This is a genomic window from Pedobacter sp. SAFR-022 (assembly GCF_051965375.1).
Lineage (GTDB): Bacteria > Bacteroidota > Bacteroidia > Sphingobacteriales > Sphingobacteriaceae > Pedobacter.
Genome location: NZ_JBQCME010000010.1, coordinates 13,531 through 37,982, shown reverse-complemented (window position 1 = coordinate 37,982; position 24,452 = coordinate 13,531). Strand labels below are relative to the sequence as shown.

At 38.2% G+C, this 24,452-nt stretch carries 20 protein-coding genes; 13 read left to right on the top strand and 7 right to left on the bottom strand.

Annotation, left to right across the window (positions count from 1 at the left end; all coding sequences use genetic code 11):
- Positions 1-2 precede the first annotated feature (2 nt).
- The 8 genes from ACTHQF_RS16875 to ACTHQF_RS16840 all read left to right on the top strand — a co-directional run bounded on the left by ACTHQF_RS16875 (position 3) and on the right by ACTHQF_RS16840 (position 9,798).
- Positions 3-683: a TolC family protein gene (locus ACTHQF_RS16875; RefSeq protein WP_440432078.1), complete on the top strand. Its 681-nt coding sequence runs from the start codon at positions 3-5 to the stop codon at positions 681-683.
- Between the two features lie 7 nt (positions 684-690).
- Positions 691-2,835 carry an exopolysaccharide transport family protein gene (locus ACTHQF_RS16870; protein WP_440432076.1) on the top strand — a complete coding sequence of 715 codons (2,145 nt, stop codon included), beginning with the start codon at positions 691-693 and terminating at the stop codon, positions 2,833-2,835.
- A gap of 8 nt (positions 2,836-2,843) precedes the next feature.
- Complete coding sequence (locus ACTHQF_RS16865; RefSeq protein ID WP_440432074.1) at positions 2,844-4,106, top strand: O-antigen ligase family protein; 1,263 nt, start codon at positions 2,844-2,846, stop codon at positions 4,104-4,106.
- A gap of 106 nt (positions 4,107-4,212) precedes the next feature.
- Positions 4,213-4,827 (top strand): acyltransferase, encoded by a 615-nt coding sequence (locus ACTHQF_RS16860; protein WP_440432072.1) that lies wholly within the window; start codon positions 4,213-4,215, stop codon positions 4,825-4,827.
- Between the two features lie 23 nt (positions 4,828-4,850).
- Positions 4,851-6,050: a glycosyltransferase gene (locus tag ACTHQF_RS16855; protein WP_440432070.1), complete on the top strand. Its 1,200-nt coding sequence runs from the start codon at positions 4,851-4,853 to the stop codon at positions 6,048-6,050.
- Positions 6,051-6,081: 31 nt separating this feature from the next.
- Positions 6,082-7,251, top strand: a complete 1,170-nt coding sequence (locus tag ACTHQF_RS16850; RefSeq protein WP_440432068.1) for a glycosyltransferase — start codon at positions 6,082-6,084, stop codon at positions 7,249-7,251.
- Between the two features lie 11 nt (positions 7,252-7,262).
- Positions 7,263-8,399 carry a glycosyltransferase family 4 protein gene (locus ACTHQF_RS16845; protein WP_440432066.1) on the top strand — a complete coding sequence of 379 codons (1,137 nt, stop codon included), beginning with the start codon at positions 7,263-7,265 and terminating at the stop codon, positions 8,397-8,399.
- A 34-nt stretch (positions 8,400-8,433) separates the two neighbouring features.
- Entirely contained in the window at positions 8,434-9,798 is a 1,365-nt protein-coding gene (locus tag ACTHQF_RS16840; protein ID WP_440432064.1) for an oligosaccharide flippase family protein, read from the top strand.
- 466 nt (positions 9,799-10,264) lie between these two features.
- On the opposite strand, the gene ACTHQF_RS16835 is transcribed toward ACTHQF_RS16840, so the two are convergent.
- On the bottom strand, positions 10,265-11,578 hold the full coding sequence (locus ACTHQF_RS16835) for a hypothetical protein (protein WP_440432062.1): 1,314 nt from the start codon (positions 11,576-11,578) through the stop codon (positions 10,265-10,267).
- Between the two features lie 170 nt (positions 11,579-11,748).
- Here ACTHQF_RS16835 and ACTHQF_RS16830 point away from each other — a divergent pair, with 170 nt between their 5' ends.
- From ACTHQF_RS16830 to ACTHQF_RS16815, 4 genes are read left to right on the top strand one after another with little or no spacing between them, the layout of a single operon-like run.
- Complete coding sequence (locus ACTHQF_RS16830) at positions 11,749-12,333, top strand: gluconate 2-dehydrogenase subunit 3 family protein (RefSeq protein ID WP_440432061.1); 585 nt, start codon at positions 11,749-11,751, stop codon at positions 12,331-12,333.
- A gap of 1 nt (position 12,334) precedes the next feature.
- Positions 12,335-14,032: a GMC oxidoreductase gene (locus tag ACTHQF_RS16825; RefSeq protein WP_440432059.1), complete on the top strand. Its 1,698-nt coding sequence runs from the start codon at positions 12,335-12,337 to the stop codon at positions 14,030-14,032.
- Between the two features lie 7 nt (positions 14,033-14,039).
- The gene (locus ACTHQF_RS16820; protein ID WP_440432057.1) at positions 14,040-14,954 is read left to right on the top strand and encodes a glycosyltransferase family 2 protein; all 915 of its coding nucleotides are present in this window, start codon (positions 14,040-14,042) and stop codon (positions 14,952-14,954) included.
- A gap of 2 nt (positions 14,955-14,956) precedes the next feature.
- Positions 14,957-16,129, top strand: coding sequence for a glycosyltransferase family 2 protein (locus ACTHQF_RS16815; protein ID WP_440432055.1), 1,173 nt, complete (start codon positions 14,957-14,959; stop codon positions 16,127-16,129).
- Positions 16,130-16,133: 4 nt separating this feature from the next.
- On the opposite strand, the gene ACTHQF_RS16810 is transcribed toward ACTHQF_RS16815, so the two are convergent.
- A complete protein-coding gene (locus tag ACTHQF_RS16810; protein ID WP_440432053.1) occupies positions 16,134-17,426 on the bottom strand; it encodes a glycosyltransferase in 1,293 nt (430 codons plus the stop codon).
- 91 nt (positions 17,427-17,517) lie between these two features.
- Between ACTHQF_RS16810 and ACTHQF_RS16805 the strand changes: the two genes are divergently transcribed.
- The gene (locus tag ACTHQF_RS16805) at positions 17,518-18,477 is read left to right on the top strand and encodes a hypothetical protein (protein WP_440432051.1); all 960 of its coding nucleotides are present in this window, start codon (positions 17,518-17,520) and stop codon (positions 18,475-18,477) included.
- Between the two features lie 19 nt (positions 18,478-18,496).
- Here ACTHQF_RS16805 and ACTHQF_RS16800 read toward each other — a convergent pair whose 3' ends face one another.
- Genes ACTHQF_RS16800 through ACTHQF_RS16780 form a run of 5 tightly spaced genes read right to left on the bottom strand, consistent with a single transcriptional unit; the run spans position 18,497 to position 24,319 of the window.
- Complete coding sequence (locus tag ACTHQF_RS16800; protein ID WP_440432049.1) at positions 18,497-19,348, bottom strand: beta-1,6-N-acetylglucosaminyltransferase; 852 nt, start codon at positions 19,346-19,348, stop codon at positions 18,497-18,499.
- Positions 19,349-20,353 (bottom strand): UbiA family prenyltransferase, encoded by a 1,005-nt coding sequence (locus tag ACTHQF_RS16795; protein ID WP_440432047.1) that lies wholly within the window; start codon positions 20,351-20,353, stop codon positions 19,349-19,351.
- 15 nt (positions 20,354-20,368) lie between these two features.
- Positions 20,369-21,337, bottom strand: a complete 969-nt coding sequence (locus tag ACTHQF_RS16790; protein ID WP_440432045.1) for a glycosyltransferase family 2 protein — start codon at positions 21,335-21,337, stop codon at positions 20,369-20,371.
- On the bottom strand, positions 21,327-22,511 hold the full coding sequence (locus tag ACTHQF_RS16785; RefSeq protein WP_440432044.1) for a glycosyltransferase family 4 protein: 1,185 nt from the start codon (positions 22,509-22,511) through the stop codon (positions 21,327-21,329). Before ACTHQF_RS16785 ends, ACTHQF_RS16790 begins: the two co-directional genes overlap by 11 nt.
- Positions 22,511-24,319, bottom strand: coding sequence for an ABC transporter ATP-binding protein (locus ACTHQF_RS16780; RefSeq protein ID WP_440432042.1), 1,809 nt, complete (start codon positions 24,317-24,319; stop codon positions 22,511-22,513). Before ACTHQF_RS16780 ends, ACTHQF_RS16785 begins: the two co-directional genes overlap by 1 nt.
- Positions 24,320-24,452: the final 133 nt, after the last annotated feature.

Here is a 24,452-nt window from a genome sequence, read left to right as displayed (position 1 = left end):
CAATGAAAAAACTACTACAAATTACCTTATCTATTTTCTTACTTGGAAGTGTGGAAAGTAATGCACAGGAATCAATATTGAAAGATATCAATTACTCTGATCTTCAAAAGTATATTGACTTGGCAAAAACAAACTTCCCACAGATGAAGATTGCTGAAGCGAAAAAGGAACTCGTAAAAACAGGTATCTCTATTGCACAAGCATCATATCTCGACATTTTAAATGGTTCTTATTTCTATCGACCGGAAAATAAGTCTGTTCTTGATCCCGTGAATCCATACAACTTCAATGGTATTCAGTTAGGTGTGAGTGTCAATGTTGGAAACCTTTTGGCCAAGCCTTATCAGGTTAAACGAGCGAAAGCAGATTACAAGATTGCTGTTTTAGAAGCTCAACAGAATGACAAAGCTGTCGAGATGGAGGTTAAAAGAAGATATTACGATTACGTACAGCAGATTAGCCAACTTAAGATCGCGACAAAAATAGCGCAGGATAATAAAGGTGTTAGCGAAAGTCTGCGCAACAAGTTCGAAAAAGGTGAGATCACACTTGATGCTTACAACCAATCCAGGCTAAATCAGTCTGCTTCGGAGTCGGAAAAAGTAGCAACGGAGATTGAATATTTGAAAGCTAAGGATTTACTTGAAGAAATTATTGGGGTGAAGCTTTCTGACGTTAAATAACACATTGATGGATATAAAATCATTTCTAAAACTCGTTAACAGATATAAGTGGCTTTTGATCATAGTGCCTATAATTGCTGCTACAGTTACTTATTTTTTAACGAAAAATCTGCCTAAGAAATATCGTTCCGAGGCACGTATATCGACAGGTATTCTTGATCCCTCAAAGAAATTAGTTTCTAGTGAGACAACTGATTTCTTTGCAGTAAGTCTACAGTTTAATGGTATTATTGAGAAGTTAAAGGCTAAAAAGATCTCGGATCTGCTGTCCTACCACCTTATGATTCATGATCTGCAGAACTCAAAGAGCCCATTTAGAAGCTATAGTAAGCAGCTTGATTCTTTAAATCAGGAACAGAAAGTAGAGCTACTAGAGATTTTTAAAACGAGACTTTCAAATAAATCGCTTCTTACTCTAGCTGATAACAAGGCCAAATATCGTCTGTATGACATCGTCACTTCTATGGGGTATGGGGAGGAAGATTTAGCTGAAAAAGTTGAGATTTCCCATGTAGAAAATAGTGACTTCATCAATATAGATTTTGTGTCTGAACATGCTGAATTATCAGCTTTCGTTGTTAATACGCTTGCTTCCGAATTCATCCTGAATCACAGTTCCGAAATGAATACTAACCAGAATGTTTCTCTTGCGGTGCTTGATTCTTTGTTAAGACGTAAGGAAATCATTATGAATGAAAAGAACAATGCGCTTTCTGAATTTAAGAGGTCGAAAGGCGTATTGAATTTAGATGAACAGTCCGCAACAGTATACACGCAAATATCGCGGTATGAAGTTGAAAGAGCACAAGCTTTGAAAGAAATTCAATCTAATTCTGGAGCAATCTCCGTAATAGAGGCGAAATTGAAGGGCAACGATCCATATGTTAGAGGAAGCAGCAGAAATGATAACCAAGAGATAGTTAGATTGAAAAGGCAATTGGAAATAGCGAATGCCAGCTACATCGACAATAATTTTAATGCGAAAGACCAAAAGAAAGTTGATTCTTTAACAAAAATCATTAGTGAAAAGAGTTCTAAAAACATTGATGAAAATATATTAGATCCGAGAACCTCAAAACAAAGCTTGGTGCAGCAAAAATTGGCTTTGGAAATTGCCTTGCAACAAGCTAAAAGCAGTATTAGAACATTGGATAATCAATTATCTATTTTGAGAGCTAGATATCAGAGTATGGTTCCTTTCGACGCCGATATACAAAACTATCAAAGGGAAGCAGAGTTAGCAACTAAAGAGTACACGGCGGCTTTGGAGATCTATAATACTAGTACCGCAAAGCAAAAATTAGGCCTTCAACTACAGATCGAGCAATATGGATTACCTGGCAGTCCTGAGCCATCCAAAGGAGGGCTATATGTCGCTGGTGCAGGTCTTTCAAGTATCTTCTTGTGTTTCTCATTTTTGGTGTTGTTGTTTATAACGAATAGGTCCGTTATAACGGCTAGCCAGCTTGAGCAGATTACCGGATCCAAGTGTATTGGAATGATTAACATGCTTGGGGGATCCGATCGCGAAATTAGAAGCATTTGGGCGAATAAAGGCGAGAATAATGATTTCAAAATTTTTAAAGATTTGTTAAGATCCCTTCGGTTTGAGATCAATACTAAGATGGATGAACGCGCCACCAAGATCCTTGGAGTGACCAGCCTTGATAATGGAGAAGGAAAGACTTTTCTTTCGTATGGCCTTGCCTATGCATTCGCAATGACCGGAAAAAAAATACTTTTGATTGCAGATGATCAGCCTATTACCTCCTCCGGGAGTAAAGAACTTTCAATAAACCAAAACTTCCAAAAGTTTCTCGTTAAAAAAGAAATTCATGTTGAAGACCTGATCACTATAATGAATAAGACAACGGAAAAAAATTCGCTCTTTGAGATTCAGAATGTAAAGAACCTAAAAGCTGGATTTGACATTCTTCGTCGCGAATTCGATCTCATCATCATTGATATCAATAGTCTAAATGAGATGAATATTACTAAAGAGTGGCTAATGTTCACTGAACAGACTCTTTGCGTATATGAGTCGGGTAGAGTTCTAAATGATGCTGATAAAAATCTCATCAAGGTAATTAGTGAACATCCTGGCTTTATAGGTTGGGTACTGAACAAGTATAAGGGTGATCAGGTAGCATAAGTTGTAGGATGAGGGTTGTACTTTTATTTATCTTGCTAACTTATTGTTTTATCTATGGAATTTTTGATAGAGAGATTGGTGGATTTCAATACGGATTATTGATTGAGGGCTTGATTTTAGTTTCACTTGTAGCGGTCTTGATAAAAACTCCACCTAAAGAATATACTAGTATCAACCACGACCTACTATATTTATTGTTGCTCTGGTTTGTAATAAGTATCCTTGAAGTCCTAAACCCTGGTGCTTCTTTCATGGGTTGGATCTCTGAAATTCGTTCTACAGCCTTATATCCTCTTTCAATGGTTATGTTAGGGTTATTAATATTTCGGGATAATCGCCATTTAGATGTCTTCCTTTTAGTCATAGTTGGCCTCTCGACACTAGCATCATTAAATGGAATCAAACAACTATATTTTGGTCCCTCATCAGGGGAACAAGCGTTCTTAAATGAGGGTGGGGCAATAACACACATTTTGTTTGGCCGGTTGCGGGTATTTTCATTCTATAGTGACGCTGGGCAATTCGGTGCTTCACAGGCACAGTTGGGACTTATCTCTTTAATTTTGGGATTTGGACCTTTTAGAAGATGGATCAAAGTTGTTTTTCTATGTTGTTCGGTTTTAATGCTATATGGAATGCTCATATCAGGCACGCGGGGGGCACTATTCGCCTTAGTTGTTGGGGGATTTGTTGCACTAATCTTAAGTAAGAATCTTAAGGTACTCCTTTTAGGGGGATTGATTGGCCTACTCTTTTTGTCGTTCCTGAAATTCACTTATATTGGAAATAGTAATTATCAGATTTATAGGTTGAGATCTGCTGTAAACCCTGACGACCCTTCATTGAACGTTAGGTTTAATACTCAGAAGCTTTTACGTGAATATATGAGTACTCGACCATTTGGGGGTGGCTTAGGGGTAACAGGGCATAATGGAATTTTGTATAACTCCGATAAATTTTTGTCAACAGTCCCTCCTGACAGCTATTTTGTGAAAGTCTGGGCGATGTATGGAATTGTAGGATTTACAATTTGGCTGTCAATTATGTTGTATATCTTCGGCAAGTGTTGTGGAATTGTATGGCGACTAGAAAATAAGAGCGTTAAGATAAAGATGATTGCACTAACCTCCGGATTTGCTGGTATATTATTTTGTAGTTATGGCAACGAGGTGATTAATTCGATGCCTTCTTCAATTGTCGTATACCTATCATGGGTATTCATCTATAAAAGCCCGGAACTAGAAAAGAAAGAGGAAGGATTAATTTTTTAAACTACTTATGCCATTTGAAGTATTTGCCTTACCAGTGTTAATTTGCTTTATTATCGGTTTGAGAAGCGGATTGAAACGTAAACCTGACTAGCACGAAATTAAGAATATGTCGATTATTTCTAAAATAAAGGCCGATCCACGCTTGAAGCGACTTGCCTTAAGGTTACTAATTCCTGAAAATGAACATAGTCCAAGAATTTGGGTCAGGTTGTTCTTGAATCCCTTTAAGCATAAAAAGGGTAGAAACTCAGTTATTCGGAATAGTTCCAGAATGGATGTGTTCCCATTTAATGCGTTTTTACTGGGGGACAGATCGATAATAGAGGATTTTGCTACAATTAACAACGGTGTCGGGAATGTTATTATCGGTAAAAATACAATTGTAGGCCTTGGCTGCGTAGTAATTGGGCCGGTAAGCATTGGGAACGATGTTATGCTGGCCCAAAATATAGTGGTTTCAGGTTTAAATCATGGTTATGAGGATGTAAGTATTCCAACCTCGAAGCAACCTGTTACCTGTAAAGAAATAATCATCGAAGACGAGGTCTGGATCGGTGCAAATTGCGTGGTAACGGCTGGAGTGAGGCTTGGACGCCACTGTGTAATTGGTGCAGGCAGTGTAGTTACGAAAGATGTTCCCGAATTTACTGTTGCAGTTGGTAATCCCGCAAAAGTGATTAAAAAATACAACATTAATGATGGTCGATGGGAATTAGCTTAGGTCATATTACGGTATCTTAGATTATGAACGAACTTATTACCACACTTGATATTTTGATAATTGGTCAGCAATCTTGGGATACTGGTATAGGTAGCAATTGCAAAAACATTGCACTAGAACTAAGTAAAACTAACCGCGTGCTTTATGTGAATTCCCCTTTAGATAGAATTACAAGATTGAAAGGAAGAGGTGATGTTGATGTAATAAGACGTCTTAGAGTGATCAATCACAAGGAAGAAGCGCTTGTTGAAGTTCAACATAATCTCTGGATTTACTATCCTGATTGTATGGTAGAATCAATCAATTGGATTAACAGTGATATTATATTTGATTTTTTTAACAAAAGAAACAATAGGAAGTTTGCAAAATCGATAGCAACAGCTTTATCAGTTCTAAATTTCGAAAAATATGTTTTGTTTAATGATGGTGAAATCTTTAAGGGTTTTTATGTGGCCAAACTTCTAAAACCAACAATAAGTATTTACTATCTAAGGGACTTTTTAATTGGGGTGCCATATTGGAAAAAACATGGATCAAGGCTTGAACCATTGTTGATTCAAAACTCTGATCTCTGTCTTTGCAATTCTCAATACTTGACACTTTACTGTCGAAAATACAATCCGAATTCATACAATATCGGGCAAGGGGCCGAAATTGATGATCAACCCACCTTAAAACCCAGTAAGCCTGAAGATCTTGAACATGTTACCGGTAAAATAATCGGTTATGTTGGTGCTTTGAGTAGTGCAAGACTCGACATCGATATTATTGTGCATATTGCTTTAAGTTTTCCTTCGTACTCGTTAGTACTTGTAGGTTATGAAGACAATGAATTCAGACATAGTAGGCTTCATAGTATCTCCAATGTTTTCTTTTTAGGGCAAAAGCCGACCTATCTTATTTCGACATATATCAGATACTTCGATGTCTGTATAAATCCCCAACTAGTTAACGAAATTACTCTTGGAAATTACCCTCGGAAGATCGATGAATATCTGCTTTTTGGAAAACCTGTCATAGCCACTAAGACTGTGTCAATGGAAATTTTCAAAGATTACGTGTTCCTGGCCGAAACTAAGGAGGAGTATGTCGAATTAATAAGCAAAGCTATATCGTCAGATGATCAAAACCTACAAGAGCAGCGAATAATATTCGCACGGACACATACCTGGGAGAAATCAGTTGGGGAAATGTTTACCCATATCAAACATACTTTTTTTTAAATTAAATTTGCATTACCTAGTAGAACTCTCCATGAGTATTATAGATTTCATCTTAGTTTTCTTCCATTTATACGTTGTTGGTTTTTGTATTTATCCAGCAGTATTAACTGTATTACTTTTGTTTAAGTCTAAAAGGCATGTATTAAAAGATGTGATGGTGGAAGAGGCTGATTATGCTGTAATTGTGACAGCTTACGAGCAAGTACAATTGATCCCTGACGTAGTTAACTCGATTTTGGAGTGTAGTTATAGTAACTTTTGCATTTACGTTGTGGCTGACAACTGTGACATTTCATCTCTAGTGTTTGAAGACCCGAGGGTATATGTCCTTAGGCCGGAAATGGTACTCGCTAATAACATAAGGTCGCACTTTTATGCAATTCAGAACTTTAAGCGAAATCATGATAGAATAACTATAATTGACAGTGATAATATAGTTGATCCAGAATATTTTCGTGAATTAAATAGATATTTTGATGCCGGATTTGATGCAGTCCAGGGCGTAAGGAAGGCCAAGAACTTGAATTCGGAATTGGCATGCCTTGATGAGGCTGGAGACATTTACTATCGTTATATAGATAGGTTTTTGCTATTCAAAGTTGGGTCTTCGGCTTCTTTAGCTGGTTCAGGGATGGCGTTTTCTACCCAGCTATACGTCACAGCGCTTGGTGGGCAAGTAATTAGTGGTGCGGGGTTTGATAAACTTTTACAGTATCAATTAGTTGACTCTGAAACGAGAATTGCCTTTGCTAAAAATGCCGTGGTATATGACACCAAAACAAGCAAGTCAAAACAATTAGTAGAACAGCGCGCACGCTGGATAAATACATGGTTCAAATACGCTTCTTGGGGAGCGAAGATGATGGCATCTTCCGTATTTTATCGAAGCTGGAACAAGTTCATATTTAGTATTATGTTGTTGCGTCCGCCTTTGTTCTTACTCTTTCTATTTGCATTTATGATTGCTATTGTGGATGTGATCTATTATCCGGAATTTCTTTTGCTTTTAGTGTTCGCTGGAATACTGTTTCTATTTGTTTTCTTTAGATCATTATTCTTTTTTACGGCAGATAAAAGCATTTATCGCGCGCTTATATCGATTCCTAAGTTCGTTTTATTACAAATATTTGCTCTGGTGAATGCCAAAAGAGCCAATAAGCTCTCTGTTGCTACAAGACATGACCGCACTAACGCGATATAACATACAGATACATGAAAAACAAGATTAAGGTTCTGCATACAATCCGACAGGGGAAAATTGGCGGTGGTGAAACGCATGTAATAAATTTAATAGAACAATTGAACAGTGAACATTTTGAAAGTCTCTTGTTAGCATTCACCGAAGGACCTATGGTAGACAAGATGCGGGCTAGAGGTATCAAGACTTATGTATTGAAAACAGAAAAGCCGTTTGATTTTACAAAGTGGGGTCAGGTAGAAAAGATCCTAGTAGACAACAAAATTGATATTGTTCATGCACACGGAACTCGTGCTAACTCGAACTCTTTCTATGCCGCACGAAAATGTGGAATTCCACTGATATACACTGTACACGGTTGGTCATTCCATCCTGATCAGAGTTTCTTTGTCAAAAAAATTCGCTTGTTTAGTGAATCGCAATTAATAAAGAAATCTGACTTTACTATCTGTGTTTCAAACAACAATCTTTTGGATGGACGAAGCCACTTTAAGATTGCAGAAGCGAAAGTAATACGGTCAGGGATTGATCTTGATAAGTTTAACTATCGACTGGGGGTTTCTGGCCTTAGGGGCGAATTCGGTATTGGTGAGAGAGACATCCTCGTGGGGTACGTTGTTAGAATAACGAAACAAAAGGATCCATTTACCTTAATTAAGGCGATAAGTTTGATACCTGAAGACCTCAAGATTAAGTTTTTGTTTGTTGGAGAAGGGGATCTGAAAGAACAATCTATAGCTTTGGCGAAGGAGTTGAAAGTTCATGATAGAATTATATTCACACAGTTTAGGGAAGATGTTCCTGCTGTGTTGAAGGCAATAGACATCTACTGTCTGCCATCTCTATGGGAGGGTCTTCCTATTGGATTATTAGAAGCTATGGCTATGAAGAAAGCTGTAATTGCTACTGCAATTGATGGGACCAAAGAAGTAATAGAACACATGAAAAATGGAATTCTAGTTCCGGTGTCATCACCGCAAGTACTAGCTGATTCCATTGTGATGCTTGCTGGCAACGTGGAACTATTAAACAGTTTAGGTGCAAATGCTTTAGAAACAATTAAAAGAGACTACGATAACGAGAGAATGACCAAGCAAATCGAGAATATATACATTGAATTGAGCCGTCGGAATGGTCATCTTAAATTATAGCCTCTAAGTTCTTGACTACCGAATATTATTCCCCATGCAGCTCATAAGAAATATCTTACTCTCGCTAAAAAACATCCATTTACAATCATTAATTGGAAATGGTGTAATGGCAGCTTTCGGCATGTTAACGATGGCACTACTTTACCGTGCATTATCGTTGAAGGAAATCGGTATATACGTATTCTTTATGGCGATTTTTGGCTTGATTGATACTTTAAGATCCGGCTTCTTGACAACATCATTCATAAAGTTTTACTCGGGTACCAATGAAATGAGGGCACGCGAAGTTGCAGGATCAGCTTGGGCTATAGCTCTGGTAATAACAGCGATATTAATCTTGATTAATGGAATTGTTTATATTTTACCATTGGAAATAACAGATGAAGGTATCTTTTTGTTAATAAAGTACTTTTCACTTATTTCCTTGGCGACATTGCCGACGTTTATGTCAAGTTTGGTTTTACAAGCTGATAAAAGATTTGACCGGTATCTTTGGGTAAGGTTAATCAACCAAATTCTATTTACTGGCACGGTGATCGTGCTAATGACCTTAAAGGCCGCCAACTTGCAGTCGATTATTTTGACCTACATTATGTGTAATCTAAGCGCAAGTATTATCATTATGATATTCGGTTGGTCTAGAATTAACTCTTTGAGGTTCACAACCAAAAATTCGATTAAACAGTTATTTGACTTTGGAAAGTACAGCGTGGGCACTTATGTCAGTTCTAATTTGTTTAAAGTTATTGATACGTTCTTCATCAGTTATTTCCTCGGACCGGCTGCACTGGCCATCTATAATTTATCTGGAAAATTAATCCAACTTGTTGAAATGCCACTACTTAGCTTTGCATCTTCCGGCATGCCGAGCTTATCAGGGTATTTCAATAATGATGACAAGGATAACATGATGTTTGTAATGAAAAAGATGATCGGGATAGTTTCCATTTTAATATTCGGTATAGCATTGCTTTCAATAGTCTTTGCGGAACCTATTATATTGGCCATCGGTGGCGAAAAGTATTTGAATACAGAAGCTGTAAATCTGCTAAGAATTTTTATGGTAATGACTGTCCTGTATCCCGCTGACCGGTATTTTGGTTTAACACTTGACGTAATCCACATGCCCAAAATTAACTTTTATAAGATTTTGTGTATGCTGGCGGTAAATTTACTTGCCGACTACATCGGAATAATGTTATTTAAATCTGTCTACGCTATCGGAATTGCAAGCATTTTTCCGATAGTACTTTCTATATTCATAGCATATGTACCATTAAATAGATACAATGCCTTTAATTTTTGGAATATGTATGTTATTGGATATAGAGAAATCAAAGGAATTATAATAAAGAGCTATAATTCGCTGTTTCCAAAAGAAAATGGTACGACTAGGTAGTGATCTAAGCTATTCCTAAATATGAGTTGAAGTAAATTGAACTTGTTGCGGGTGTTGGGTTATTGCAAGTACTGTAGCCTCAAGCTCGTGGTAAGGAACATCAAATTACGATATCTACAACCCTGGGCAGACCAATGCAGAAAGTTAGAGAACGGCTTAATTATGCCGTTTGTAAGAAAGTTTCAGATCGTTACTTGTTTAAAGATAATGTAGGTGCAGGTATTGGCTGAAGAATAGATGCAGATACAACTACACTAGGAGACATAAATTAATAAGGGGAGCTAATGGATTGACGTGCTCTGCTGGCGGCGTGTAGCAGCAGGTGAACTTTATAAGATTCATCCTGCCACTGTAGATTATGTAAATTTGAAAAGCTCGCAATTGAAAAGTTCGACTTTGGAAGCATTAAGAAATCCGTCGTACACAGCGTACCCGCTCAGTTTGGGGCAAATATTATAACCAAACCTTATAACGCTCCAATCCCCGGAACCTTGGATTTAAAGTTAACGTTATCGTAAACGGCATCATTTAAGGTTTTGTAATAAAGATTATTTTTGTCCACTAAAGGTTTTACCCCGCTTATGTTGTGAATCATATTAGAAGGCTGTGCTGTGTTACTTACAAGTTCAAAGCCTAGGTTATTGTAAAATTCTAGACTCCCACCAGTGTTATAAAGATCTAAAATTTGACCGTCCCAATCTTTTGAAGTGTTCATTCTGCCAACGGTATTGTTAAAGACCTTGGCGTTAACGAATGTGGTTTTTCCGGGAGCGATCTGTCGCTCAAAAGCTTGAAGTTCAAATGCACCATACTTTCTGGTATTATAGCAAATATTGTTGTAAATCATGTTCGTTTCGGGAACGTTTCCTCTAGAGTAAAGCCACATTCGAATTGCATTTCCTTGATAATTAGTTAGCTTGTTGTCGTGGAAACTGCCGCTCCCTTCCATAAAGAAAATACCATTATGATTATTATTTGTGAAATTTACATTATTTACCACGTTATGGTGTATGTTGTAATTTTGCACATTAGTAAACGAACACACACTGCCAGCATCTGTGTTTTGAAATGTATTGTATGCAATTTCAACATCCTGAAAAAAGCCGGTATCTTCACCCTTATTCTTATCAAAGCTACCTCCGAATGATATTGTCCCAGCATTCTCAAATATACAATTTAGGATCTTGAATTTTTGGGTCCTTGTTTCTGGCGTGCCTAGATAGCGGAAGTCTTGTCCATTGCTCCGTTCACCAGCTATAACATAATTACTTACGTTCTTAAACTGCAAGTTTTTGAGGGTAACGCCAGTAAGACTTCCATTCATTAAAATAGCGCGATATTTAATATCTTGAAATTTAAATCCGTGCTTTATGTCATCGTTAATCTCACCAGAGATAGTCACATTTTTAAGATTATCTGTGTACATTGATTCCGTTACGCTAACTACGCCAGAGCCTTTTACGTAAATTCTATAACCATCCTGCGCAATCAAATTCTTCAATGTAACGGTTTGATATGCCCCTTCCATTATCAAAATCTTCGCATTCCCTGTGATATTTAAAGTATTGCCATCAATCATTAGATTTCCGTATCCAACTCCAATATTGATCAATTTAGCGTCTGCAGGAATACTGTCCTTGACTTGCTGCTTGACATCTTCGGGCTGTTCGTACCCAGGCTTCGGTTGTGTCTCAACTGAGATTGGACTTTTCTTACATGATGCACAGGAAATAAAAAGAAATATACTAAGCGTTAGAAGGATTTTGGAGACGGGTACCATAGTTTTTAGTAGCTAATTTAAAGATAGTAGTTAAACACCGATAATCTACGAAAATCTTTTGAGTCAAGGAATTTCAACGATAATTAAAAGTTTTACAAAAATAGCGGAAGTTATGCATATTTAATTTAAAACTTGAAGGTACATGACTATCTTTGGGGAAATCGCACTCAATGGACAGAAGGAACTATTTAAAATCAATTTTGGCACTTACCGGCCTAGGCATTGGTTCCTATTCAGTCTTTAACTTGTTAAAAGTATCAGAACCTCACGCATATATAACATTACATGACTGGCAGATAAAAAGCTCTTTAATATCAGAGCTATCTGAAGTCATTATTCCGGAAACCGATACTCCAGGAGCCAAAGAAGCGGGAGTGGCGAACTATATCATTTCTGTAATGAATAAATGTCATAACCAACAAGATCAAAAAAGTTTTTTATCCGGACTTGAAGAAGTGGAAGAGTTTGCTAGGAGCAATTTTGGTAAGACGTTTTTAGAATGTGATCCCCCTTCAAAGCAGGAAATTGTAAAGCATTTTTCATACAGCTTGATTGAGTCTTCAGATCTTCTACTGAAGATTAAAAATAAGTTTATTGGAAAGTCATTCTTTTATAAACTTCGTGAGCTTACCGTTCAAGGATATTGTATATCTCACCTGGGAGCTACAAAAGGTCTTGCTTATGACCCCACACCTGGAATTTACAAGGCCTGCATACCATTATCTTCCAATCAAAAATCTTGGGCTACGAAATAACATGTACATCAATAACCAAGCAAAAAAACAGCACTCATACGATGCTATAGTTGTAGGATCAGGAATAAGCGGTGGATGGGCTGCAATGGAACTATGTAAAAAAGGTCTCAAGACTTTACTTCTTGAAAGAGGGAGAGATGTCAAGCACATCGATAATTACCCGACTGCTACCATGAATCCCTGGGACTTCAAAAATGGTTTAAATAATACGTTAGAGGATCGACTCGCTGACCCTATACAAAGTAATGGATACAGCCCCGCAGACAAGCATTTTTATGTGAGCGATTTGGAGCACCCGTACATTCAAGAACAGCCATTTCATTGGTTCAGGGGATACCAGATTGGTGGAAGGTCGTTAACATGGGGCCGACAGTGTTATCGATTAAGCGATTTAGATTTCGAAGCGAATGCAAGAGAGGGAGTGGGGGTTGACTGGCCAATACGATACAAGGACTTATCAACATGGTATGATTATGTAGAGTCTTTTGTAGGTGTAAGTGGGCGTAAGGAAAATCTGAAACATTTGCCTGACGGGGAATTCCTGACTCCTATGGAACTTAACTGTATCGAGCAGCATTTGGGAGATAGTATTAAGCGAAACGATGAAACCCGATTATTGACAATTGCAAGAATAGCCAACTTAACTCGAGGCTGGCAAAATCGCGGGCCGTGTTTGAATCGAAATCTTTGTTCAAGAGGATGCCCATACGGTGGCTATTTCAGTAGTAATAGTTCAACAATACCTACAGCTGTTGCCACCGGCAATTTAACACTTAGGCCATTTTCCATTGTAACTGAAATTCTTCTCAATCAAGACACAGGAAAAGCTAAAGGCGTAAGAATTATAGATTCTGAAACAAATGAAGTCATTGATTTCAGCTCCCGAATCATTTTCGTAAACGCCTCAACGATCGCAACCGCGGGAATCTTATTGAACTCTAAATCAGATTTGTTTCCCGACGGTTTTGGAAACAACAGTGGCGAGGTAGGACATAATTTAATGGATCATCATTCGTCCGCGGGCGCCCAGGGTATACACCACGAATTTAATGATCGATACTATAAAGGGCGCCGTCCTTGTGGATTTTTGATTCCAAGATATCGGAATTTGAGTGCTGATGAAGATCATGGGTTTATTAGGGGGTACAATATACAGGGTCGGGGTGAGCGGATGGAATGGGCCGATATGTCTCGCAAGACTCAGGGTTTTGGAAGAGACTTTAAAAATCAGATTACGGTCCCTGGACCTTGGAGTGTTTGGATGGGGGGCTGGGGTGAGTGCTTACCATATCACGAAAATAAAGTGACTCTAGACCTTGTAAAAAAAGACAAATGGGGGATTCCTCAGTTACGAATTGACTTCTCCTTCAAAGATAATGAAGAAAAAATGATGAATGATATTAGGGAAACATCAGGTGAGATGCTTGATCAAGCAGGCTTTAAAGAGGTGCAAACCTTCATTTATGACAAACCTGGAGGATCTACTGTCCATGAAATGGGTACTGCGCGGATGGGGTTAGATCCGAAGACCTCTGTTTTAAACAAATATAATCAGATTCACGATGTCAAAAACGTATTTATTACGGATGGCAGTTGCATGACATCTTCTGGATGTCAAAGTCCATCGTTGACTTATATGGCATTGACAGCCCGCGCTTGTGCATATGCATACCTAGAATTAAAACGTGGAAATTTGTAAGTCAAATATGATCAAGACATCTATTATAACTGTCAACTATAATCAGCCTTTAGTAACAGTTGAATTTCTAAAGTCCGTCGTGGCTAATACTAACCAGAATGAGACAGAAGTTATCTTAGTCGACAATGGCTGTGATGAAGATCATAGTCAACTTTTCAAATCCATTTACCCCCAATTAAAATATGTAAGCTCCCCGATTAACTTGGGATTTGCCGGGGGTAACAATCTCGGTGTTAAAATTGCTAGTGGTACGTTTTTATTATTCTTGAATAATGATACTGAAATAACGCCAGATTTGTTAGATGTCCTTACCTCTGAGCTTGACTCGAATATTGAAATTGGAATAGTCTCTCCGTTAATCGCGTATTTCGATGATCCCAAAATAATTCAATATGCAGGCTTTACACCAATGAACTACTTAACCTGCCGTAATGAAGGTATTGGAAACATGGTAGAAAATGTAGGTCAATACGACAAGGAAAGTAGAGAAACAGCCTATTGCCATGGAGCAGCAATGATGTGTCGTAGGGATGATTTATCTAGCGTGGGTTTGATGGAAGAGTCGTATTTTCTATATTACGAGGAACTAGATTGGTGTGAGAAGTTTAAGAAAGCAGGGAAAAAGATTTGGTTCACTGGCAAAGCAGTCGTATTCCATAAGGAATCAATAAGCGTAGGGAAGGAGAGTCCAATCAAAACATACTTTATGACACGTAATCGAATGTTGTTTATCAGGAGAAATACTGATTTGCTAACAACCATTTTGTTTAGCCTATATTATGTACCCTTTGTTTCAGCCATAAATATTACCTCTTACTTACTCCGGGGACGCATTGACCTCGCCAAACAAGTTCTTGCAGGTGTGTTTTGGAATTTCCAAAATAAAAAAGATAGTGGAGTTCTTGGCTTTAAAATAAAATAAATATGATCATTGCATTCTGGATTGGACTTTTAATAATTGTATACACATACATCGGTTACGGCCTATTGTTATACATACTTGTGCGGTTAAAACGTCTGTTCAAGCGTCGCGTTGCTTTGGTTGAAAACTACACAGACCCGAGCGTTTCTATATTGATTGCGGCTTATAATGAAGAATATTTGATAGAAGACAAGATCGTTAATACACTCGGATTAGACTATCCCAAAGATAAAGTTCAAATCATTGTAGTTACAGACGGGTCCACTGATTCGACCGCTTCAAAGGTCAGGAAATATCAGGATGTACTTCTTCTCCATCAAGATCAACGCGCCGGCAAAATGGCTGCAATTAAAAGAACAATCCCCTATATTACTGGCGAAATTCTATTATTTACTGATGCCAATACATTTCTAAACTCATGCGCCGTTAAAGAGTTGGTTAAGCATTATCAGAATGCAAGTGTAGGTGCCGTTGCCGGTGAAAAACGTATAATCGTAGAGGAAGCAGCAGATGCTAGCTCGGCAGGTGAGGGGTTCTATTGGAAATACGAATCCTTTCTGAAAAAACTTGATTATGAGTTGTATTCTAATGTTGGGGCTGCTGGAGAACTATTTAGTATTAGGACAGAGCTTTATGAGCCAGTTGAGGCTGACACAATTATTGATGATCATATGATCGCCATGCGTATTGCGGAAAAGGGGTACATAATTGCATATGAACCGAATGCATTTGCCATTGAAACTGCCTCTGCAAACGTAAAGGAAGAATTAAAGCGTAAGATAAGAATAGCCGCTGGTGGAATTCAGTCGATATTGCGCCTAAAGAAGGCTGCTAACCCATTTATTTATCCTGCATTAACCTTCCAATACTTAAGTCATAGAGTACTAAGATGGACGCTTACACCTATCTTACTCCCAGTTATTTTTATAATTAATGTGATAATCGTGTTTAAAAATAACGACTCGCTTTTTATTTTGCTACTCTTTGCACAATTCGCATTTTATTTATTAAGCGTACTCGGATTATACTTTGAACGACGAAATATTAGAATCAAGGCCTTATTTATTCCGTTCTATTTTTGCATGATGAACTATGCAGTGATTGCAGGCATTGTTCGGTACTTTCAAAATGCCCAAAGTGCAGCCTGGGAGAAATCAGCAAGAAAGTTATCTTAGAATACTACTGAACTTTAGCGTTCAAGTGGGAGTTAAGAATTTCTGCAAACTGGGCGGCTCTTACCTCCCATGTATTCTTTTTGGCAAGTTGCCTGCGCTGTTCTCTTTTGTCTTCACTGTCGTTCTGCAAAGCGTCGTTCAATGCAGCACTGAAGTTAATCGGCGTTTCACAATATGCCACATAATCATCTGTATAGTCCCTTAGATCTTCGTTGAAGTCTGTTGCCACTACGGCTTTGCCCGCGCTTAAATATTCAAATAGCTTTATCGGAAAGATCGTTTTGCTCACCTGATCTTTTTTGAAAGGTATGATCGCCACATCAAAATTGTCTATAATTTGTTGCACTTCTTGATGAGGAATTGACCCTAGAAAGTGCACGTTTTGCAATTGATAAAGTGCATCTGGCACGAACCCTTCCGAAATGGGGCCCGCGAATACAAAGGATTTATCAGGATTAAGCGAAATTACATCCATGATAAGCTCATAGTTAATTCTGCGCTCGATTGTTCCTAAATATCCTATCAATGGACCCGGTACGTCTCTCAATTTTTCGTGCAAGATACTTGATGTACTCAATGTGCTTTTCGGGTTCAAGTTGGTTCCATTTGGAACGAAGTATGTATTACGGTTTTGACTTGTCTTTTCGAGGTAAAGGGCTTTGCTGGTACAAATCACCAAGTCGCTTTTTCTTACAAGTTGATTTTCCGAATAGATGCCGTGCTTCATATCGTATGGAACAATCATAGGATCCACGCATTGATAGACACTCAAGGTTGGTTTTATTCTCTCAGCTATGCCTGGATAGTGGAAATTGAAGGCATTAACATAAATGAATTCTGTGATTTTCTCTTTTGAAATGATTTTTTTCAGCCTTTGTGCTACAATAAATTGATTAATGTTTAGCAATCTGCGAAAGACTATCCCTTCCGGGATGAAGTTAATTGGGAGTACCGGCGGCGTGACAATGATTTCTAAATTATCGGTGTCGGTTTTAAGTCTTCCATCTGAAAAATAGGAAAACTTTCGCTTTCTTAATTTAAGCTCCTTTGTGTTAAATGATGTTTTAAGGTAATCCTTAAGGGTAAATGGATAATCAATAAAAAACACCTTGTTGTGTTTTGCTAGGTTTTTAGCAATAAAAAACGATGTCGATTGTATGTTTCCATCAAAACGAGCATTTCCTAGGAATATAATTACTTTGTTTTTTAAGAGCATTGTATCAGTGGGCGTCAGTAGTTGAGAAAGGCTTGACGCTTCTAAGATAATATATTTTTTATTATCCTTGTCAGCTAACAAGTACAAAGACTTCGATGTGAGTGCTAATTAACATGTATGTGCATTGTATTGGGAATTTTTGTTATCTTTCTCAAAATTTCATAGCAAATACATGCCCTCAATACTTACCAATAAACTGTTCAGTTTATATACACGAATCAAACATCCGAAAGTTCCTCCTGAACTAAGATATTTTTACAGAGACACATATAATTCTAGATTTGCTCAGGCAAAGTATTTTCTTAAAGACTACATATTCAAGAAGAAATACAAAGAAATAAGTTTTCATGGCGAGTTTGGGCCGGAGTTACAGTTTGTATTGCCTTTTGCTTATTGGCATCACAAAAATGGTACACTGCTGAGTACAAAATCTTCTAAGTTTACGAAGGAATTCTATTACTTTTCGGAGAATCATGCTGAAGTATTTGAAAACAGAACTAATGAAGGGAACTATAATTTTGAGGTCCCACGTGTCTTGTATAGTCATGATTATGACATGAGCAAATGGCTTGCAGTTCCGTTGAAAAAACAATATCAAAACGACATCTATGTTTACCCAAAACCATTGTTGATTATTGCCAATAGGTACAACATGGAATGGAATGGACCTCCAATTAGTTACTTTGATATACCGACCTTGGATTTTATTGTCAGTAATCTCAAGGATCAATTCACGATAGTCTATAATCGTCCCCGGCCGGAAAATATCACTGAAGATAACAGCGAGACTTATGACCTCAATGAATTCGAATGGTTCAAAGACACCCATCCGGAAGTACTATTTCTGCAAGAACTTTACGAAGAGAATAGAGGAAACGCCAATAATTTCAACCATCTTCAATTAATGGTTTATGCAAATGCAAGCCACTTTGTGTCAATACATGGTGGAACCTCAGTACTTGCCAGCTATTTTGGAGGTATTAATTTGATCTTATCAAAGCAAGGACCTGAACACCACTTTAATTGTTATAATTCGCTGTATCCGAAACTTTCAAAAGCCAAAATTTTACATGCTAAAAATGAAGAGGATGTAAGAAAGTACATCTTAGAAGATTTTCTGGTGTCAAACTAGATCGCTACCCGTTGGGTTATTACAACCCTAGATCTATCATATCTAGTATACGTACATCAACCTTAATGTCAAACTTTCTAGCAAATACCATATTAGAAGCTTTCATTGCAGCTAGATCTTCAAAGGTAAGCGTTTTTGGGCTTGCCTTTTGTTCGGACCAATCTATATACCTAAGATTATTGTTTTCTGTTTTGTGTCTGAATGGAGAATTCATGATAATGGTAGCTACAACAAATTCGTCAGTGCACCATGCATACTTTAGAAAACTGTTAAGCTTCCTATTTTCCTCCAGAGTTGACACTAGATACAAGGCACAATCGCCTGTGATTGTCCACCAAGTTGATTTACTTCCACCATATAGTGTTTTAAAAAATGGAAATTTTCTTTTTGGTAATAGAGTGTTCACTATGTTCTGAAGTAAATACTTCCCAGGAACGTTCAGGTCAGTAAAGTGATATTTTTCATATCGATTCCGTGCAAGTTGCCACCATTGGGAATCGGAAGCGTGATCATATGAAATAAAGCTTGTTCCTAGATTCGACTGAAAAAAAGCTAACATTTTTTCAGTCGACATCAAAGGGTAATCCTGGCCACTAATTACATTGATAAAATCATATTTTTTACCTGAATCAACAATTTCACGAACTGATTTGATGATGCTCATAAGAACACTGTTTCCTCCCCAGTTACAAGCTGTTCTGTTTTTTATAAATAAGAATTTGGCATCACGCATGATGTGACTAAACTGCTCAATTGGAATTTTTTTATCTATATGTACGAACAAGTCAAAGTTCGGATGTTGCAGTCGTTTTAATAGCCTTAGCAACTGCTCTGGGTTTTTATGAGCTACTATTAAATGTGCAATTTGCATTTAGAATCTATTTACAATAATGCATTTTAAACCTATAAAACAATCCCTAACAGCACTGAATATGTTCATTGGGAAGATCAGAATATGAGCGCAAAGAATAAGCCACGCGAAAGGTTCCGTTAAACAAATTTGAATTAACAAGGCTATCGGAAGATACACAATATAAAATTCATTAAGCACCAGCTGATATCCCTCAGACGCTTTGGTCAGGATAATGCGGAGTTTACGTTTAAAAATCAGCAGGCGCAATGCTGCTAAACCCACGTAGATGAATACACTCCATAGAATTGTTCCATCCATAACGAAACTAATGAAAGTTAAAAAAGCGACAAGTTCAATGATGAACAGCACAAGCTCAACGGGTTTAAAGCCCGCTGGATCCGTAGCGGTTGCAAACGTCTTTGTTCCAGACTTCAGATCATTATCCCGATCATGAAACTGGTGCCACAATATCCCACGGATTCCATAAATGAACGACCAGAACGCAATTGCCAAATACCACAACAGCTGGCCTTCAACCTCCATAAAATAGATCAAACTAGCTGTCATCAGCAGTGCCGGAAAAAGATGAGCACCCATTGCATCACATGCCACCCCTAATAAGCCACGCTCCTTAAAACGGAAAGGTCTGATGGAATACAGGCTGAATGCCAGGTAAGCCATATTATAGAAAAATATACTTTTTATATCAGGATAGAGCAACCAGCTGAAAAATAAGCTTCCTGCAAGTATAGCGGCTAAAAGAACAACTCGAATAGGAGTTGGAACCTTTGCCATGCTATTTCTTTTACCAGCGGCCAAGTCATCCTTAATGTCTGTTACATCATTTACAACACTCACATAAACTGCTCCCACAATGACCGCAATCAGTAACAGTAAAATCTGCGTTATCGCGCTTTGCAGTGGATAGTTATAGTAGATTACAGTAGCATAGGCTACAGAAAGAAGCGGAGGAAGCTTGTATTCCCACCATTCAACATACCGCGTGAATTTGAGTAAATTCATATCGAGGACTGCGTTCTACGCTCTACTGGAAAGTGCATCATATTTGCCTTTTAACCCCCGCATAAACACGTCGGGAATCATTTTTAGGGTAAAAGGTACATTTACAGTAAATGAATCTTTCAATAGCTTCAAACACTCTTTGATATTATACTCTCTGATCAGTTCATGTTTAGCGAGTTCTACCAGACTCGCCATATATCTCCGTTTGAAGATATACATTTCAGACCGGGTTAGCAATTTCTTGAACTTGTCCATCATGGTCAGGGTATCGGAGATGTAAAGATGTCTTAAAACCTCATTTCGTTTACGTCCATCATAAATGTTGATCTCATCGATGCGTTTTTTCCATAATTTATCAAGCGTAAAAGCGGCCCTGCATTCCTTTGAAAGGATCACTTCCAGATACATACACCAATCATCGGCGATGTTGATTCTGTTGTCCCAACCAGACACAATGCTCGATTTTCTAATCACTACAGATGAAGATGGTGAGGGACAAGCCTCCATATAAACTTTGCGCAGTTCTGAATATTCAAGTACAACCCAGGAATCTACAACTTTCTCGAAATAAGGTATCAGAAAAGGATCTCCATTTAAAAAGTCCCAATCGTTCCCAACCTTGGCCTGTTGTGACCAATTAGCAAATACAAAATCCAACTTGTCGTTTTCCAACTTCTCAACACATCTCGTTAAGAAATCTGGATGCCAGTAGTCATCTGAATCCAAAGAAGCGATAATTGTTCCGGTTGAATTCTGCAGTCCATTGTTTCTGGCAGCTGCTTGCCCTCCATGTTGTTGTCTGATAAACACCGCATCAGGATACCTTTCTAGAACTTCAGCGGTATTGTCACTAGAGCCGTCATCTACAACAATCAGCTCAATATTATCATAATACTGATTGTACACACTGTCAATCGCAACAGACAGTTTATCGCCTCTATTATACGTCGGAATAATTACAGAAACTAATGGCTTACCGTTCATTTAAAGTGTTCATTATAAAGTGTGCAAATTCTGTCTCTGGATGCTGGGGTATGGTGCTGTCAATGTGAGAAGCAGCGGCTCTGCCCATCGACTCCCAATTACCTCTATTGTGCCAAGCAGCTTCCATAGCTTCATCAAAGTCTTTCTCTGAAGCATCGCCGATAAACCCAGTCACCCCATTTTCCACAATCTCATTCGTTCCTCCTGCATTAGTAGCAATAACAACTCTTCCAAGTGACATGGCTTCGATCACCGTTAACGGAAGACCTTCACTCCTCGACGGCAGGATTAAGGCATGATGAGTAGACCAGATCTCATGTATATCGCTGGTAAACTCAGAAAAGATAACTCTGTTAACATTTAGCAATGCTGCCATTTCCTTCAGTCCTTCTTTGTCTGGCCCACTTCCAAAAAACGTCACTGAAATATTCCGTTCTCTCCATTTATCCTGTGCCAGTATCCTAAGCAAGATATCCTGACCCTTATCAATAACAAAAAGCCTGCCCACACATGCAAGTTTAAGACCATCGACCGTATGTGGATAGGGTAGTGGTTTAGGTTGAGTTTTTACCGGATTTAATATGATGCTACCGTTCTTTAGCCGCATTCCAAACTGTTCCTCTGTCAAATTCTGATTATGTTTGGATACGAAAAAACACTGTTTAGCCTCAAGAAGTGTTCTCTTCATATAAGGCCTTTCTTCATGATTAGGCCAGTAGAAGCTCACTGCTTTGTGTGCTACAATTATATATGGAATGTTCAGCTTTAAACATTGATACGCATATACCAGTCCGTCAAAATTGATACCCTGTGAAATTACAACAAGATGAGGTCGGTTGGTTTTTAGAAGCTTATAAAGACGTAGTGCAGTTTTGTCCCAGTAGTATTCCATGAGTCCAAGTCGAGCTCCAAAGCGTCTGGCAAGAAAACGTGATTTGGATAACACGCGTCCGAGACCCTTCAAATTTGGATTTAACTCCTGGAAAGTAATGTTTTCATGCTGCAGCTTCTTAAACTCTGGATGATTCAAGTTCACCTTATTCTTAAACAACGTTATATCCTCAATATCCGATTTGTTCAGGTAAGTAAGGCTCCTGGACCAAAGTTCTTCACTTCCACCCCAATCATCCTGGCAGCATGTTACAATAGCTAATCTTTTACCTTTTACCTTCATTAAGCTTCTACATTTTCTTTGAAGAGTCTTGCATAGTCACCTTCCATGTTCAACAACTCGCTGTCAGTCCCTTCCTGTAGTATCTGGCCACCAGACAGGACATATATGTAATCTGCGTGCTTCACTGCAGAATGGCGGTGACTGATAATTATGGCAGCTCTGTTTCCAATGTGTTTTCTGAAGGAATCGAAAAGCTCTTTTTCTGCCAAGGCATCCAATGCACTTGTGGCTTCATCTAAAATAAGAAAACGAGCTTCACTATAAAGTGCTCTCGCAATAGCTAACTTTTGCCATTGTCCAATACTTACCTCATGCCCCTCTTCAAATAACTTTCCCATCATCGTTTTGTACTGGTTTGGAAGCTTTTCAACAAATGTGCTTGCACCCGCGTTTTTTGATGCTGTTACGATTTCATCATACACAACCTCTTTGTTAATGTTCCCAAAACGTATGTTATCTTCAGCACTGAAATTGTAACGGGAAAAGTCCTGAAAAACAGCGCTCACCTGTCGTCGGTAAGCTGACACGTCAAATTCATTGATATTGATGTTTCCTAATGAAATTTCGCCTGAGTCAACTTTATACAAGCCACATAGGAGCTTAATCAAGGTAGATTTTCCTGCGCCATTAAGTCCAACGACTGCGATGATTTTGCCCGATGGAATGCGGAGGGAAATGTTCTTCAAAGTTGTACGCTCACTACCAGGATAGGTGAAGTTCAAGCCTTTAACTTCAAGATCCAGGTTCATACGCGAGGGTATCTCTCTTGTAGGCGTATCATCAGCTTGCGAACGTTTTAAGTCGAAAAGTTCAAAAATGGAGTTTATGAAAATGTTGTTGGTATAAAGAATTGAAATTCCGGAAGATATATACTGAACTAAGTTAAACGACTGAGGAAAAATCATTAAAAACAATACGATATCACCGACACTATTAGTTCCTTTTACTGTCCCTAAAGCGATGTACGCAATACAAGTGAAAAAACCGATACTCCCAATGCCCGTGGTGATTATTTCTTTTGAAGTCCGCTTATAGCTCAGGTTAAGTTTTTCCTGTAAAATCTCCATTCTGCAGCTTAGATATAGCTGCTTGAAGTAGTTTCCAAGGCTATAGCTTCTTATTTCTTTAGCTGAAGTGTCTGATGTGAGGAGATTACTCAAATACCCTGACTTACGTTCAAGTGGGGTGTGCTTGATACGCCATTCATTCTGTTTATTCGAAAAATATATACGAACAAAAAGGGTGGGCAAAGCAAATACAAATAAAAGCGGAAGCAGTAGCCAGTTAATTGCAATGAAAAGCGATCCGATTGCGCAAAGATTAAGTACGTTTTTAGTAATCTCCAAGAGCGTCGTAATTACAAGGTTAGGACGATCAGCTCCAGCATCCTTAGCTCGTTTCAGTATGTCATAATAGGAGGGACTCTCATAATAGGAAAGGTCCATTTGAATTGCAGTCTGATGTATTTTGTCGTCGATAAAGTTAGCTACCTTGGCAGCCTGTACTTCTATTGCATATGCCGAGACAAATCGTGCAATGGAGTATAAAATGGAGAATACACCGGCAATAATTACATGTTTTATAATTAGATATTCAGCATTTGGATCCTGAATGTCTAGGTTCGAAATCGCGTCTACCAATAGTTTCAGCGCATAAAGCGACCCAAGAAAAAGAGCGGTTTCCACGATGATCATACCCACCGAAAATACCATCCAGCCTTTGGCAGCCGACCATACCAGTTTGATCGTTCTTTTAAGCTTTAAGTTGGTTTGTAAGTTTTTGAATTTTCGAGCGATAATTGCAATCATGCAGTTTACAATTGATGTAAAATTACGTCGCAAATTACACATTATTTCTCGATAACTAAAAAGCTTTCTCAGACTTTTAGTATAAAGATGTAAAGTAATGCCTTGAAGATCAATCCTTGTCCTTAGCTACTTG